11 protein-coding genes are annotated in these 16,580 nt (G+C 68.4%); 9 read left to right on the top strand and 2 right to left on the bottom strand.

From position 1 onward, the window contains the following. Positions 1-9 precede the first annotated feature (9 nt). From ASD30_RS06435 to ASD30_RS06400, 9 genes are all read left to right on the top strand, one after another. Positions 10-1,623, top strand: coding sequence for an AMP-binding protein (locus tag ASD30_RS06435; RefSeq protein WP_056678414.1), 1,614 nt, complete (start codon positions 10-12; stop codon positions 1,621-1,623). 245 nt (positions 1,624-1,868) lie between these two features. Then, positions 1,869-2,546 carry an OmpA family protein gene (locus ASD30_RS06430; protein WP_162250921.1) on the top strand — a complete coding sequence of 226 codons (678 nt, stop codon included), beginning with the start codon at positions 1,869-1,871 and terminating at the stop codon, positions 2,544-2,546. Between the two features lie 10 nt (positions 2,547-2,556). Then, positions 2,557-2,706 carry a hypothetical protein gene (locus ASD30_RS26420; protein WP_156393519.1) on the top strand — a complete coding sequence of 50 codons (150 nt, stop codon included), beginning with the start codon at positions 2,557-2,559 and terminating at the stop codon, positions 2,704-2,706. Further along, entirely contained in the window at positions 2,706-3,725 is a 1,020-nt protein-coding gene (locus ASD30_RS27825; RefSeq protein ID WP_056678408.1) for a sunset domain-containing protein, read from the top strand. Before ASD30_RS26420 ends, ASD30_RS27825 begins: the two co-directional genes overlap by 1 nt. A gap of 150 nt (positions 3,726-3,875) precedes the next feature. Next, entirely contained in the window at positions 3,876-5,375 is a 1,500-nt protein-coding gene (gene rimO / locus ASD30_RS06420; protein WP_056678407.1) for a 30S ribosomal protein S12 methylthiotransferase RimO, read from the top strand. Continuing rightward, positions 5,375-5,977 (top strand): CDP-diacylglycerol--glycerol-3-phosphate 3-phosphatidyltransferase, encoded by a 603-nt coding sequence (pgsA, locus tag ASD30_RS06415; RefSeq protein ID WP_056678404.1) that lies wholly within the window; start codon positions 5,375-5,377, stop codon positions 5,975-5,977. Before rimO ends, pgsA begins: the two co-directional genes overlap by 1 nt. 259 nt (positions 5,978-6,236) lie before the next feature. Beyond that, positions 6,237-11,426 (top strand): ExeM/NucH family extracellular endonuclease, encoded by a 5,190-nt coding sequence (locus ASD30_RS06410; protein WP_056678400.1) that lies wholly within the window; start codon positions 6,237-6,239, stop codon positions 11,424-11,426. Between the two features lie 384 nt (positions 11,427-11,810). Next, positions 11,811-12,008 carry a hypothetical protein gene (locus ASD30_RS06405; protein ID WP_056678397.1) on the top strand — a complete coding sequence of 66 codons (198 nt, stop codon included), beginning with the start codon at positions 11,811-11,813 and terminating at the stop codon, positions 12,006-12,008. Between the two features lie 305 nt (positions 12,009-12,313). Next, a complete protein-coding gene (locus ASD30_RS06400) occupies positions 12,314-13,120 on the top strand; it encodes a hypothetical protein (RefSeq protein WP_056678394.1) in 807 nt (268 codons plus the stop codon). Between the two features lie 529 nt (positions 13,121-13,649). On the opposite strand, the gene ASD30_RS06395 is transcribed toward ASD30_RS06400, so the two are convergent. Continuing rightward, complete coding sequence (locus tag ASD30_RS06395; protein ID WP_056678390.1) at positions 13,650-15,035, bottom strand: metallopeptidase TldD-related protein; 1,386 nt, start codon at positions 15,033-15,035, stop codon at positions 13,650-13,652. Further along, positions 15,035-16,561 (bottom strand): TldD/PmbA family protein, encoded by a 1,527-nt coding sequence (locus tag ASD30_RS06390; protein WP_056678387.1) that lies wholly within the window; start codon positions 16,559-16,561, stop codon positions 15,035-15,037. The genes ASD30_RS06395 and ASD30_RS06390 overlap by 1 nt, the downstream gene beginning before the upstream one ends. Positions 16,562-16,580 lie beyond the last annotated feature (19 nt).

Genomic DNA, 16,580 nt, shown 5'->3' with positions numbered 1-16,580 from the left:
TCATCTCCCGTGCCCAGCCACACCGTCGGGTCGACCTCGGTGCCACTCCTCGAGCAGACGATCGGCGACAACTTCGACGCCACCGCGTCGACGTACGCCGAACGCGACGCCCTGGTCGACGTGGCCAGCGGCCGTCGGTGGACCTACGCCGAGTTCTCCTCGGCCGTCCTCGAGCTCGCACGCGGTCTCCTCGCCGCCGGTGTGCAGACCGGTGACCGGGTCGGCATCTGGGCTCCGAACTGTCCCGAGTGGACGATGGTGCAATACGCTACCGCGAAGATCGGTGCCGTGCTGGTCAACGTGAACCCGGCCTACCGCACCCACGAGGTCGCCTACGTGATCAACCAGGCCGGCATCTCCACGATGGTGGTGGCCGAGTCGTTCAAGACCAGCGACTACCCGGCGATGGTCGACGAGGTTCGTGGTGACTGCGCCAGCCTCGAGCGGGTCGTGGTGATCGGCCAGTCCTCGTGGGACGACCTGGTCGCCGGAGCCACCGAAGTCGAGCCGGACCGGGTTGCGGAGGTGCAGGCGACCCTGTCGCCCACCGATCCGATCAACATCCAGTACACCTCGGGTACGACGGGCTTCCCCAAGGGTGCAACGCTCAGCCACCGCAACATTCTCAACAACGGTTACTTCGTCGGCCGCGGCTGTGCCTACACGGAGCAGGACCGCATCTGCATCCCCGTGCCCTTCTACCACTGCTTCGGCATGGTGATGGGCAACCTCGCGGCCACCACGCACGGCGCCTGCATGGTGATCCCGGCTCCCGGATTCGACCCGGAGCTCACCCTGCACGCCGTCGACTCCGAGCGCTGTACGTCGTTGTACGGCGTACCGACGATGTTCATCGCGATGTGGTCGCTGCCGGACTTCTCGACGTACGACATCTCGTCGTTGCGCACGGGCATCATGGCCGGTTCGCCGTGCCCCGCCGAGATGATGCGCAAGGTGCTCGACGCCGGCGTGCGCGACATGACGATCTGCTACGGCATGACCGAGACGTCGCCGGTCTCGACGCAGACCACGCCCGACGACCCGTTCGACGTCAAGGTCGGCACCGTGGGCAGTGTGGGCGCACACCTCGAGGTCAAGGTGATCGACCCGGTCACCGGCGAGACGCTGCCCCGTGGCGAGACCGGTGAGTTCGCCACCAAGGGCTACTCGGTGATGCTCGGCTACTGGAACGACCAGGAGAAGACCGACGAGGTCTTGATCGACGGCTGGATGCACACCGGCGACCTGGCGGTGATGGACGAGGACGGAAACCTCGCCATCACCGGCCGGATCAAGGACATGGTGATCCGTGGCGGTGAGAACATCTACCCGCGTGAGATCGAGGAGTTCCTCTACACCCACCCCGACATCCTCGACGCCCAGGTGATCGGCGTACCCGACGAGAAGTACGGCGAGGAGCTGATGGCCTGGCTGCGGATGCGGGAAGGTGCCGAGCCGCTCGATGCCGAGTCCCTGCGGGCGTTCTGCAAGGGGAAGCTGGCGCACTACAAGGTGCCGCGCTACGTCAGTGTGGTCGACGAGTTCCCGATGACCGTCACCGGCAAGGTGCGCAAGGTCGAGATGCGCGAGCATGCGATCCAGCAGCTCGGCCTCGGCGCCTAGCCGGAGCCTGCGCCAGCGCCTTGGAACGACGCCCTCCGGCGACACGCCGGAGGGCGACTTACTCGACAGGTCTGGTCAAAGTGTCCAAAAACGGACTAGGTTCCTGAGTTGGAAAGGTCTTGTATCCAACTAACTCGGGAGACCTCATGGTGAATTCAAGTCAGTCGAGGCGCGTTGAACGCGATACTCGGTGGGGACACAGAAATTTGGGCGGGCCTTGGTGGCTCGCCCTTTTGCTTGTCCCCTTGTTGTTGGCCGCACTCGCGTTCGGCATCGGCCGTGGAGACACGGAGTCGGACCTCAAGGAACGCACGCAAGCGGCACTTGAGGACAAGGGCATCACCGGTGCCCAGGTCGACTTCGAGGGCCGCGACGGCACGGTCGACCTCGCCAAGGCGAGCGGCACCGGATCGACCGACGTGGAGGGCCTCGTCAAGGACGTCGACGGCGTCCGTGTCGCGGACGTGGAAGGAGTGACGGCCGCCGGCGACACCACGGGCGACACCTCCGCTGCGCCGTCCGAGGAGCCGTCCTCGGAAACCTCCGCGGCCAGCGGAGACGGTGCGGCTCCCGACTGTGACGCCCTCCAGGGCCAGGTCGACAAGGTGCTCGGCCCGAACATGGTCGCCTTCGGTGAGAAGGCATCCGACCTGGCCGGCAAGGAGGCCGCACAGGTCGACAAGGTGGCTTCGCTGCTCGGTGAGTGCGGCGCCTCCGTCGCGGTCACGGGCCACACCGACGACCGGGCCCGCCCGACCAGCCCGCTCTCGCAGGGACGTGCCGACGCAGTCGCTGCGGTCCTCGAGGCGGCAGGCGTCACGGTGACCACCGCCGAGGGCGTCGGCGCCGACGGCGCGATCGGTGACAACTCCACCCAGGAGGGCCGGGATCTCAACCGGTTCGCCGACATCACGGTTCAGTGAGGAGAACGACATGATGTGGCTGTTCGGACAAATGTGGTTCCTGATCCTGATCGGCTTCCTCGTCGGGGCGCTGATCACCTACGTGATCGTCAAGATCGCACTTCCGCACGTCGACGATCTGGAGGCCGGGACCGGCGCCAGGGCTGGAGGAGCACTCTGATGGGCTGGTTGCTGGGAGAGAACTGGTTGTGGGTGGTGCTCGCTGCACTGCTCGGCGCCCTGATCACGCTGTTCCTCACCCTGCGCAAGGTGGAGGTCAGCTCCGTCACGAGCCGCGGGGTCGCCGCCGGAGCAGGTGCGGGGGCTGTCGGCGGTGCCGGCGCGGCCACCCTGGTCGGTGACCGGTCCTCCGCGTCCGATTCCGCGGACTCCGCCGACTCCGCCGAGGAGCCGGCTCTTGAACCGACGTCGTACGCCGAGCCAGAGTCGACGTACGACCCCGGCACGGAAGACTCCGGCACTGTGGCCGGTGCCGCGGGTGCGGGTGCTGTCGGGAGAGCCGGGACAGCGACCCTGGCCGGAGCCCATGCCGGTGATCCGGACCCCGTCGAGGATTCCTACGACGCCGGTGCCGGCTCCACCGACGCCGGCGCCGACTCCTGGTCGACGTCGGACACCGCCACGTCGGACACCGCCACGGGTCATGCCGCTGTTGCGGGCACTGCGGGCGCCGCAGGTGGCGCCGGAGCGGCGACCTTGGCCGGTGCGCACGCCGGCGATGCGGACGCTTCGATCCCGGAGGGTGCGCATGGTCCTGGTTCCGCGGATCCGTTGGACGGTGGCGCGTCGCCGGGTGGTGCGTTCTCGATCAAGGGGAATGCGGACTCGATGAAGTTCCACACCGAGGAGTCGCCGTACTTCGGTCGCACGGTTGCCGAGGTGTGGTTCGACTCCGAGGACGCGGCCCGTGGCGCGGGCTTCGTGCGGTGGGACGAGAAGTCCGGTGACGCTGCTCCGGCGGCCTTTGCGTCGATCCCGGAGGGTGCGCATGGTCCGGGTTCCGCGGATCCGTTGGACGGTGGTGCCTCGCCGGGTGGTGCGTTCTCGATCAAGGGGAACGCGGACTCGATGAAGTTCCACACCGAGGAGTCGCCGTACTTCGGCCGCACGGTTGCCGAGGTGTGGTTCGACTCCGAGGACGCGGCCCGCGCCGCCGGCTTCGCCCGCTGGAACGACTGAGCGCCTGGCAGTGCCAGCGACGGCCCCGGACACCAGTTCTGCATGGTGCTCCGGGGCCGTCGTCGTACGCCGCGTGACCGTCCTCACCGTGGTGGAGGGGGGCCGGAAAGGTGCCCGGACCGCTCCGGACCGGCATACTCGGAGCCAACCATGACGACTTCACAGACCCGCCCAGGCGACGGACTCCTGTCCGTGGCGATGGTGACCCTCGGTTGTGCCCGCAACGAGGTCGACTCCGAAGAGTTGGCCGGACGACTTGAAGCCGACGGCTTCCGCCTCGTCGACGACCCCGAGGACGCCGACACCGTCGTGGTCAACACCTGCGGCTTTGTCGAGGCGGCGAAGAAGGACTCCGTCGACACCCTCCTCCAGGCCGCGGACCTCAAGGCGTCGGCCGGCAAGGGTGGCCGCACCCAGGCCGTCGTCGCCGTCGGCTGCCTCGCCGAGCGCTACGGCAAGGACCTCGCCGAGAGCCTGCCCGAGGCCGACGCGGTCCTGGGCTTCGACGACTACCCAGACATCGCGGCCCGACTCCGTTCGATCGTGGCGGGGGAGTCGCACGCGGCACACACACCGTCCGACCGTCGCCTGTTGCTGCCGATCAGCCCGGTGGAGCGCGACGCCTCTGCCGTCAGCGTCCCCGGGCACGGTGCGGCCCCGACGATCGACGCGCCCGACCTGACCGCCGACCAGGCACCCGCCTCCGGTCCCCGTGCCGTACGCCGACGCCTCGACGGTGGACCGATGGCACCACTGAAGCTGGCCAGCGGCTGCGACCGTCGGTGCTCGTTCTGCGCGATCCCCAGCTTCCGTGGCTCGTTCGTCAGCCGCCGCCCCAGCGACGTGCTGCAGGAGGCCCAGTGGCTGGGCGGCCAAGGCGTCAAGGAGCTCTTCCTGGTCAGCGAGAACTCCACGTCCTACGGCAAGGACCTCGGCGACCTCCGCCTGCTCGAGACACTGCTGCCCGAGCTCGCTGCGGTCGACGGTGTCGAGCGGGTGCGGGTCTCCTACCTGCAGCCGGCCGAGACGCGACCCGGACTGATCCAGACGATCGCCGGCACCCCGGGCGTCGTGCCCTACTTCGACCTCTCCTTCCAGCACGCGTCCGCCAGCGTCCTGCGGCGCATGCGTCGTTTCGGTGATCCCGAGAGCTTCCTCGGCCTGCTCGAGCAGATCCGCGAGATCGCCCCCGAGGCCGGCGTCCGGTCCAACGTCATCGTCGGCTTTCCCGGCGAGACCGAGGACGACCTCCAGACCCTGTGCGACTTCCTCGAGGCCGCGCGCATGGACGTGACCGGCGTCTTCGGCTACTCCGACGAGGACGGCACCGAGGCCGAGTCCTTCGACGGCAAGCTCGACCCCGACGAGGTCCGTGAGCGCACCGAGCACGTGACCGCGCTGGTCGAGGAGCTGAACGGCCAACGGGCCGAGGAGCGCATCGGCAGCTCCGTCGACGTACTCGTGGAGGCCCTGGTCGACGGCGGCGCCGAAGGCCGGGCAGCGCACCAGGGACCCGAGGTCGACGGCACGACCCTGATCGAGCAGGCGCCCGCGGGTGTGGCGGTGGGTGACATCATCACAGCGACGGTCATCCGCACAGACGGCGTGGACCTGATTGCGACGACGAGCGGCACTAAGGATGGGGCCTGATGACCGACGCCACCGCCAGCAACTGGAACGTGCCCAACGCGTTGACCACCCTGCGGATCCTCATGGTTCCGTTCTTCGGCTGGGCACTGCTCCACGACGGCGGCGACTCGATCACGTGGCGTCTGGTCGCCTTCGCGCTGTTCGTGGCCGCCATGATCACCGACAAGGTCGACGGTGACATCGCGCGGGCCCGCAACCTGGTCACGGACTTCGGGAAGATCGCCGACCCGATCGCCGACAAGGCGATCACCGGCATGGCCTTCATCGGGCTCTCGGTCGTCGGCGACATCTGGTGGATCGTGACCATCGTGGTGCTGGTCCGGGAGTGGAGCGTCACGCTGCTCCGGCTCTCGATCATGAAGAACGTGGTCATCGCTGCCGCCCAGAGCGGCAAGATCAAGACCGTGCTGCAGGCCCTCGCGCTCTCCGGGCTCTGCCTGCCCCTGCGCCAGGTCGACGGTGCGCTCGACGTGCCCGGCGACGTGCTGTTCTACATCAGCCAGGTGCTGCTCGCCGGCGCGGTCGCGATGACGCTCTGGTCGGGCTACGAGTTCTTCCGTGACGCCTGGCGTCAACGGCACCAGATGCGCACTTCTGCCTGAGCTCGCAGGGCCCTGTCAAGGGCAGACCTTGCCGCAATTGTCGCGCTTCTCCCGGTGTTGAACACAGGCCGGTCCCGGAAGATTGATCCGTGCATCAGGGTGTTACCGAAAGTTTGCCGGTAACGCTGGTCACGTTGCGGATGATGGGGCAACATGACCAATCCCGGTCATATGCCAGTTCGGGCTGGCACTTCCCCTGACCGTTCTGTCCGAGACGTTCCTGGGAGTCCCATTGTCTGGCCTGACCCGGCGGCCGCGCATGTCTGCGCTGGCTGCCATTTCCGCGTTCGCACTGGTGGGTACGACGCTCGCCATTGCCCCGTCCGCATCCGCCGCCCCCGACGGCAGCGGCCTCGTCATCAGCGAGGCGTACGGCGGAGGCGGCAACTCCGGCGCCGCCTACAACGTCGACTTCATCGAGATCCACAACCCGACCGCCGAACCGATCGTGCTGACCGGCAAGAGCCTTCAGTACCGTTCCGCCACCAGCACGACGGCTTCGGGCAATGTCTTCCCCTTCCCCGCGGGAGCGAACGTCCCCGCGGGCGGGTACTACGTGGTTCAAGGAGGCGGTGGCGCCAACGGCGTCGCCCTGCCCAACACTCCCGATGCCACGTCGACGCTGAACCTCTCCGGCACCGGCGGGCAGGTCTTCCTCGCTGACGGAACCACGGGCATCGATCCCGGTACCGGCAACGTCACGAACCCGGCGGTCGTCGACTTCCTCGGCTGGGGGAGCACGACCACGAGCTTCGAGACCGCGAAGGCGCCGGCCACGGCAAACGGCACGTCCGCCACCCGCGGCGCTGAGAACGCCGACACCAACGACAACTCGGCTGACTTCATCGCTTCGGTCCCGACGCCGGGCACGGTCTACGTCGAGCCCGAGCCGCCGGCCGAGGTCGTCGCCAGCATCGCCGAGGTCCAGGGCACGACGGCCACCTCGCCGCACGTCGGCGACATCGCCACCACGCGGGGCGTCGTCACCGCGACGTACCCCGCGGGCGGCCTGAACGGCTTCTACATCCAGACCGCCGGCACCGGAGGCGCCACCGACGCCACCCCGGGCGCCTCCGACGCGGTCTTCGTCTACGGGCCCAACGTCGACGAGTCCACGCTCGCCGTGGGCGACCTGGTCGAGGTCAAGGGCCTGGTCTCCGAGTTCAGCGGCACGACCGAGATCACCCCGGCGGCTGCGGCCGACGTGACGGTGCTGCCCGACGCACACGACCCGGTCACCCCGCTCGCCGCGGCGTACCCGACCACGGAGGCCGACCGCGAGGCACACGAGGGCGAGCTGCTCGCTCCCACCGACACGTTCACGGTCTCCAACACCTACTCCTCCAACCAGTACGGCGAGCTCGGCCTGGCCACCGGCACCAAGCCGCTGATCCAGTGGACCGACGTCGCCCGCCCGGGCACCCCGGAGGCTGACGCCGTCAAGGCCGACAACCTCGCCCGCGGTGTCGTGCTCGACGACGGAGCGAGCCTGAACTTCTTCAGCGCGGAGAACCAGGGGACCGCCCTGCCGTGGATCTCGAAGGCGAACCCGGTACGGGTCGGCGCGACCGCGACCCTGACCGGCCCGGTGATCCTCGAGTACCGCAACAACGTGTGGAAGTTCCAGCCGACCGCACAGGTCACCGACAACGGTGCCTCCACGGCGACCTTCACCAACACGCGTACGCCGGCCCCCGAGGCCGTCGACGGCGACCTGCACATCGCCACCTTCAACGTGCTGAACTACTTCAACACGCTCGGTGTCGACTGGGCTCCCGGCTGCACCTACTACAACGACCGCGCCGGTGACCCCGTCACCGACAACACCTGCGCCAACAACGGTCCGCGTGGTGCCGCCGAGGCCGAGGACCTCGAGCGCCAGCAGACGAAGATCGTCGCCGCCATCAACGCCCTCGGCGCCGACGTCGTGTCACTGGAGGAGATCGAGAACTCGGTCGCCCTCGGCGAGGCCGACCGTGACGACGCCCTCTCCACCCTGGTCGACGCGCTGAACGCCGCCGCCGGTTCCGACGTCTGGGCCTTCGCCCCGTCGCCCGCGGCGGCCGACCTGCCGCCGACCGCCGAGCAGGACGTGATCCGCACGGCGTTCATCTACAAGCCCGCGAGCGTCGACCTGGTCGGTGCCTCCGAGGTGCTGGTCGGCAACGCCGACTTCGCCAACGCTCGTGAGCCCATGGGCCAGGCCTTCAAGCCCGCCGGCGCTGCAGACTCCGCCGCGTTCGCGGTGATCGTCAACCACTTCAAGTCCAAGGGCAGCCCCGGCACTGGCGACAACGCCGACTCCGGTGACGGCCAGGGCGGCTGGAACGGCGACCGCACCCGTCAGGCCGCGTCGCTGTTGACGTTCGCCGACGAGTTCGCGGCCGCCCGCGGCACGGAGAAGGTCTTCCTCACCGGAGACTTCAACTCCTACACCGAAGAAGACCCGATGCACGTGCTGTACGACGGCGGGTTCACCAACGTCGAGTCGAACACCCCCGGTGAGTCGACGTACAGCTTCAGCGGGCTCTCCGGCTCGTTGGACCACGTGCTCGCCAACGACGCGGCTCTCGCGACCGTCCAGGGCGCCGACGTCTGGAACATCAACTCCGGCGAGTCGGTGGCCTTCGAGTACAGCCGTCACAACTACAACGTGACGGACTTCTACGAGCCCAACGTCTACCGCAGCTCCGACCACGACCCTGAGATCGTCGGCATCTCCGCCGACGACACCCCGGTCGCGGGCGAGGTCACGCTCAACCTGCTGGGGGTCAACGACTTCCACGGCCGCATCAACGCCAACACGGTGAAGTGGGCCGGCACGGTCGAGCAGCTGACCGAGCAGGGCGGTGCCGACAGCACGCTGATGGTGGGTGCCGGTGACCTCATCGGTGCCTCCGAGTTCGCGTCGGCGGTGGACGGCGACCAGCCGACCATCGACGTGATGAACGCGCTCGGCCTCGACGCGTCCGCGGTCGGCAACCACGAGTTCGACAAGGGCTGGCCCGACCTGCGCGACCGCGTGATCGGTCCGGACAACGCCCGCAACGCCAACTGGGACTACCTCGGCGCCAACGTCTACGCCAAGGGCACGACCGACCCGGTGCTCCCGGAGTACGCCACCTTCGAGGTCGACGGTGTCACCGTCGCCGTGGTCGGTGCCGTGACCGAGGAGACCTCTTCGCTGGTCAGCCCCGCCGGCATCGTCGACATCGACTTCGGCGACCCCGTCGAGGCGGTCAACCGGGTCGCCGGTGAGCTCAGCGACGGCGACGACGCCAACGGGGAGGCCGACGTGATCATCGCCAGCTTCCACGCGGGCGCCACGCAGGGTGTCGGGTCCAGCTACGAGGACGAGATCGCCAAGGGCGGCGAGTTCGCCGAGATGGCGACCCTCGACGCGTCCGTCGACGTGATCTTCAACGGCCACACGCACCAGACCTACGCCTGGGACGCTCCGGTCCCCGGCCAGGCCGGTGTCACCCGCCCGATCATCCAGACCGGGCAGTACGCCGACAACGTGGGCCAGGTCTCGCTCACGGTGGACTCCGCCACCGGCGCCGTCGTCTCCTACCAGTCGCGCAACGTGGCCCGCACGACCGTGCCGGACGCCGATCTGGTCGCGGCGTACCCGCGAGTGGCCCAGGTCAAGACGATCGTCGACGCCGCCATCGCGCACGCCGCCGAGATCGGCAACCAGCCGGTCGGTGAGGTGACCGCCGACATCACCCGGGCCAAGACCCCGGCGGGGGCCGAGGACCGTGCCGCCGAGTCGACGCTCGGTGACCTGGTCGGCAACGCCCTGCGCGACGGCCTGCCCTCGGACTTCGAGGCCGACCTCGGCATCGTCAACCCGGGTGGCCTGCGTGCCGACATGACGTACGCCGGCAACACGGCGGGCAACCCGGCCAACACCGATGGCGTGGTCACCTACGCCGAGGCCAACGCCGTGCTGCCGTTCGTCAACAACGTGTCGCTGGTCGACGTGACCGGTGCACAGCTGAAGGAGATCCTCGAGCAGCAGTGGCAGCCCGACGGCGCCTCGCGTCCGTTCCTGGCCCTGGGCCTCTCGGACAACGTCCGGGTGACGCAGGACGCCACCAAGCCGCGTGGCTCGCGCATCACGTCGGTGATCATCGACGGTGTGGCACTCGACCCCACGGCGACGTACACCGTGTCGACGTTCTCGTTCCTGGCGGCGGGTGGAGACAACTTCTTCGCCTTCACCGACGGGCAGGCCAGCGACACCGGCCTGGTCGACCGCGACCTGTGGATCAGCTACCTCCAGGGCCACAAGCCGGTCGCCCCGGACTTCGCGCGTCAGCAGGTCGTCGAGAGTGGCCTCCCGGCCAGCGTCTCGGCCGGTGACGAGGTCTCGTTCACGCTGTCGAACCTCGACCTGACGTCGGGTGGCAGCCCGGACAACACCGAGCTGCGCGTGTTCCTGCGCAACGACACCGACTCGGTGCCGATGGGCACGTTCCCGGTGACCGACGGTTCGGCCACGGTGGCGTTCACCGCTCCGGCCGACCTCCAGGGCACGTGGACGGTCGGCGCGGTTGCCGACCCGACGCTGACCCAGGTCGGTCTGCCGTTGGCTCCCACGCCGACCAGCATCACGGCAGAGGCCGACGACGTCGCCTACGGCAGCACGGGTGAGGTGGTCGCCGAACTGACCTCCGCCAACCCCACGACCGGCGAGGTCGAGGTGCTGTTCGACGACGAGGTCATTGGAACCGGCACGTTGACCGACGGCTCGGCCACGGTGCAGTTCGACACCCTGGGTCTCGACATGGGCAACAACACGCTCACCGTCCGCTTCGCGGGTGACGAGCAGAACCTGGCCTCCGAGACCACGATCCAGGTGAAGGTCACCAAGGCCGTTCCGTTGGTGACCAGCAAGCTGAGCACCACCAAGCCGGTGGTCAAGTCGGGTCGCATCATCATCGACACCACGGTCACGGCGCTCGGCTTCACGCCGACCGGCTACGTGGGTGTGTACATCGACGGTGAGCTCACCACGGCGGCCGAACTGGTCAACGGCAAGGCGCGCCTGGCGGTCAACCCGTTCGACACGGTCGGCAAGCACACGATCCACGTGCTCTACATCGGCGACGACCACACCAAGTCGGCGTACAGCCTGCACGAGGTCACCGTGGTGAAGGCCACGCCGAAGATGACCGTCACCGTCGGGCCTCGCGTGATCCACGCGAAGAGGACGGCGGCCAAGGTCACCGTGACGCTGAAGGCGGCCGGGCAGGTCGTGGCCGGCAAGGTGACGGTCAAGGTCGGCGGCAGGACGTACGCCAGGTCGCTCTCTGGCGGCCGGGCCACGATCACGCTGGCGAAGTTCCCGACCACGGGTGCGAAGAAGGCGGTCGTGAAGTACGCCGGCAACGCACTCAACAACCCGGTGAGCAAGACGGTCACGATCCGGGTCGTGAAGTAGTCACGCAGGTGGTCACGCTGTAGCACCACCCAGCCGGCGTCCGGGGGATCTCCTCTCCCGGGCGCCGGCTGTCTTCTGCGCGAACCGTGCATTCTTGATGCGCGAACCGTGCATTCTTGATGCGCGAGCCGTGCGTTTTTGATGCGCGAACCGTGTGCTTTTGATGCGCGAACACTGGATCCTTGGTGGCTCGGTGGTTGAGGAAGTCGCTCCCCGTGCCTGTCTCGAAGCCACCCCGCCCGGCACCCTTCGCTGGTTGGGGAAATCGGTCTGCGACTGTCTCGACACCACTCCCAGAAAGTAGTTCGAGGAATCTTCTCCGGGGCCTGTGGACAACCGGTTTTGGGGGTGTCGGCTGTCGGTGGTGCCTGATGCAATGGACCCATGATCGAAACCGATGCAGGAGCCCAACCCTTCGAGGTCTTCGAGGTCGACGACCTCGAAGGTGCGGTCCTGCTCGACCTGATTACCGACGCCAAGGACACCGCCTGGCGTGCCGAGCGCCGCAAGCTCCGCCTCGCCTACCAGTTGTGTGTGACCAACCCGGCCGGGGCCCGGGGTGGATGCGGCGACGTGGGGTGACGGGATCCCCGGACTGGCCGACTACGACCAAGCGTTGGGTGGTGAAGGGACACCGTTGGTGGCGGTGTTCGTGAACGAGTCCTGGGCCACCGCCACCGCCGTGGCCTCCTGGACCGCAAAACGGCTGCTGGCGAACACGTTGGACCTGCACCACCGGCTCCCGAAGACCTGGGCTGCGGTCGATGCGTTGGAGTTGGAGGCGTGGCGGGGCTGCAAGATCGCCGAAGACACCCACGACCTCTCCGCCGAGGCCGCCGAGTGGATCGACACCGAACTCGCCCCGAACCTGGGCTGCGGTCGATGCGTTGGAGTTGGAGGCGTGGCGGGGCTGCAAGATCGCCGAAGACACCCACGACCTCTCCGCCGAGGCCGCCGAGTGGATCGACACCGAACTCGCCCGGTTGGGTAGGTATGGGATCCCGACCATCGAGAAGACGATCAGGTCTGCGATCGTGAAGTTCCACCCCGACAAACTCGACAACGAGCCGTCGCCGGTGCCCGGGAAGGACCAGTGGGACGTCACCGTCGACCACGGCGCCGGTGCAGGGAACGGCACCAGCCGGCTGGATGCGATGGGTGACTCGGTGGACCTGGCGAAGTTCCACGACCTCATCAGTGATGAGGCCACCACCATGGGCCGCCTGGGTGACACCGACACGTTGGGGCAACGCAGGGCCAAAGCCCTCGGTGTGATCGCGGATCGGCAGGCCAGCGCAGACCTCCTCGGCCTCATCCCCGACGGCGACGGCGACGGAGCCAGTGCGGGCAAGCAGGTCACGCCGCGCAAGTCCTACCTCAAGACCCGGCTCTACATCCACGTGAACCTCGCCGACCTCGCCACCAACGGCACCACAACCACTGGAACCACCACGTCCTCTGGAACCACCGCCTCAGCCACTGGCACCGCTGGAACCGACTGCGCCGGTGACCACGAGCCGGCACCGGGGATGGCGGAGACTAACCTGTTCGGAGCCGTCACCGTCAAGAAGATCCTCGACTGGATCCGCGACCTCGGCCCCGACGCCACCCTCACCCCAGTCCTCGACCTCAACCAGACCTGGGCCGTCGACCAGCACGACCCACCCGAAGGTCTTCCCGCACTGTTCGGTTGATTCGAGGCGTTGCGACCTCGACCACATTGAGTCCTACGACGACCACGGGCCACCGGGCCAGACCAGCCCCGACAGACTTGCCCCGTTGTGTCGGCGACATCACCTCGCCAAAACGCATGGCCGGTGGTCGTACGTCAGGAACAAGGACGGCACCTATACCTGGACTAACCAGTACCGCCGGACCTGGCTGGTCACCACCCACGGGACCATCGAACTCCCCACCAACTGAACCCCGACACCTGCAGCCTCATCCGCGGGCAACGTCATCCGCAGCTTCGGGAACAGCACAAGCAGCACCGGCCCCACAGCACCACCAGCGCAGCCCGCCACCACAGAACACGGTGACCGGGGCTACCGCCACGCCCACACCCGCCCACAGCAACTGCACTGGCCCGGCCAAGCGTGGTCTCGAGACGGTCGCCAGAGCGACCTCCTCAACCACCGAGAGGACGCGGGCCTCCTCAACCACCGAGGGCACCGGCGACCTCCTCAGCCGCAGAGGGCCGAGGCCATCGGGGTGAGGCAGCAGTTACTGGGCCTGGGACACGCTCGACATGTTGAAGTCGGGGACGCGCAGCGCAGGCATGGCGGTGCGGGAGAAGTAGTCCTCGCCCCACTCCCTGCTGAGCGCGGGCGCGGTGGCGGAGGCGTGGCTGAACCTGTTGAGCAGCTCGACCGGGCTCTCGTTGAAGCGGTAGTTGTTCACCGCCCCGGTTACCTCGCCGTTCTCGATCAGGTAGACCCCGTCGCGGGTGAGGCCGGTCAGCAGGAGGTTCTGCGGGTCGACCTCGCGGATGTACCAGAGACAGGTCAGCAGCAGCCCCCGCTCGGTGCCGGCCACCAGGTCGTTGACGTCGCCCTCGCCACCGTCGACCGACAGCACGAGGTTGTCGATGGCGGGGGTCACCGGTTGGCCGGTCATCGCTGCGGAGTGCCGGGTCTGGTGCAGGGCGGCGAGCTCACCGCCACGGATCCAGTCGGTACGGTCCAGGGGGATGCCGTTGTCGAACACGCTCGAGGTGTTGCTCGACGACGCGGCCACTACGTGGGGCTCGCACTCCAGGCCGGCGTACGACGGGTCACTGAAGAGGTGCACGCGGGGATCCGCTATCCGGTCTCCGATGCGGGTGCCGCCACCTCGACGGGAGAAGACCGACTGGCCTTCGTGGGCGACACGGGCACCGGCTTCCCAGTAGGCGTAGATGGCCAGGTCAGCGACCGCCGTCGGCGGGAGGATCGTGTCGTAGCGGCCGGCCGGGAGGTCGACGCGGCGCCGTGCCCAGCCCAGCCGCTGGGCGAGGACGTCGTCGAGGTCATGGGCGGAGACATCGCTGAAGTCGCGGGTCGCCCCGCCGACCCAGGCACTGCTGGCCAGGTCGGCTGTCTTGCCGGTGGCGCCGAAGTGTCCGGTCGGTTGTGAATGGCGCAGGCGCAGGCCCGTGGTCGAGCCGACGTACGTCGTGACGACGTCGTGCGCGACGAAACCGTAGTGGACGCGGTCGGCGGCCTCGGCGCGCTGGAAGACCTCGCCGAGCTGGGGCGCGAAGTCGGCGAAGACGCCGATGGAAGTCTCGGCCGGGCGCTCCGCCCACCCAGAGGCGGCGGCTGCCTCGGTCAGCGGCTGGGCGTCCTCGGCCGGGGTCGCGATCTGGGCCGCACTGTCCGCCGACTCCACGAGGGCGCTGACCTGGTCCTTGGTGGTGGCGCTGCCCGTGACCGACCCGGTGGCGATGCCGTCGCGGCGCTCGTGGAACGCGATCACCGTGAAGGTGCCACCGTGCATGACCCCGTTGGTGGTCAGGGTGTTGTTGGCCCAGCGCAGATTCGCGGACGTGGAGACCCGCGCGATGACGATGCAGTTGGTGCTCCGGCTCGCGGCCAGGGCGTGCTCGACGAGGTCCTGGGGCGTGGTCATCACTGGCCTGACTCCTCGGTCGTGTTGAGGATCCGCACTCCGCGGAACAACGAGGTCGGGGCCCCGTGACTGACGGACGCGACCTGCCCGGGTTGGGCCTTGCCGCAGTTGAACGCGCCGTTCAGCTGCCACGTCCGCGGCCCGCCCACGGCCTCGAGGGAGTTCCAGAAGTCGGTCGTGGTCGCCTGGTAGGCGGCGTCCCGGACCTGCCCGGCGAGCTTGCCGTCCTCGATCCGGAAGAACCGCTGGCCGGTGAACTGGAAGTTGAACCGCTGCATGTCGATCGACCACGACTTGTCGCCGACGACGTACAGCCCTCGCTCGACGCGGCCGATCAGCTCCTCCGTCGATGGTCCGTCGTCCGCGGGCTGGAGCGACACGTTGGCCATCCGCTGGATCGGGATGTGGCCGGGGGAGTCGGCGTACGCACAGCCGTTGGAGCGACCGTCGGGTCCGGCGAGCTCGGGGCTCCGGCCGGCGATCGGCCGGTCGAGCTGGTAGCCCACGAGTACGCCGTCGCGCACGATGTCCCACTGCTGGGTGGCGACGCCCTCGTCGTCGTACCCGATGGTGGCCAGCCCGTGCTCGACAGTGCGGTCGCCGGTCACGTTCATCGCGGGGGACCCGTATTGCAGGGAGCCGAGCTTGTCGGGCGTGGCGAAGGAGGTTCCGGCGTAGTTGGCCTCGTAGCCCATCGCCCGGTCAAGCTCGGTGGCGTGGCCGACCGACTCGTGGATGGTCAGCCACAGGTTCGACGGGTGGATGACCAGGTCGTAGGTGCCGGACTCGACACTCGGGGCGGCCAGCTTCTCCTCGAGCAGCGCAGGCACCTCGGCGAGCTCGGCGTCCCAGTCGTAGAGGTCTCCGGTGAGGAACTCCCAACCGCGGCCCACCGGCGGCGCGATGCTGGCCATCGAGTCGAAGACCCCGCTGGTGGGGTGTGATCCCATCGCCTCGAAGTGCGGCTGCAGGCGGATGCGCTGCTGAGTGGTCGCGGTCCCGGTGAGATCTGCATAGAACTTGTTCTCCTGCACCTGCTGGAGCGAGGCGCTGGCGTGCTCGACGGCGTCGTGCTCGCGCAAACGATTCGTCCAGCCGATCAGCAGGGCCGACTTCTCCGCGGTCGGCACGTCGAAGGGGTTCACCTCGTAGGCGGAGACCCAGGTGGCGTCGTCGTACGCCGGCTCGGGGGCCAGCACGATCTCGCGCCGCGTCATGCCGGCCGCGACCTGCGCCACCTGCACGGCCTCCTCGGCGATACGGATCGCGTCGTCGGTGGTCAGCCGGATGCCGGAGGCGAATCCCCAGGCCCCGTTGTGGATCACTCGCACGGCAAAGCCGAGGTCGACGTGTTCACTGGCATCCTGGAGCACCCCGTCGCGGACCTCGAGGTCCTGGTAGCGCACCCGCTCGAACCGGAAGTCGGCGTGCGTCACGCCGAAGTCACGGGCGCGACTCAGGGCCGCGTCGGCGAGTTTGCGATAGGGGAGTGCAATGAACGTCGGGTCGAGGCCTGGCGCTGACATGCGCACAAACGTAGCCGGT

Source organism: Nocardioides sp. Root140, from assembly GCF_001426745.1.
Lineage (GTDB): Bacteria > Actinomycetota > Actinomycetes > Propionibacteriales > Nocardioidaceae > Nocardioides.
This window is presented reverse-complemented; position numbering and strand designations above follow the sequence as displayed.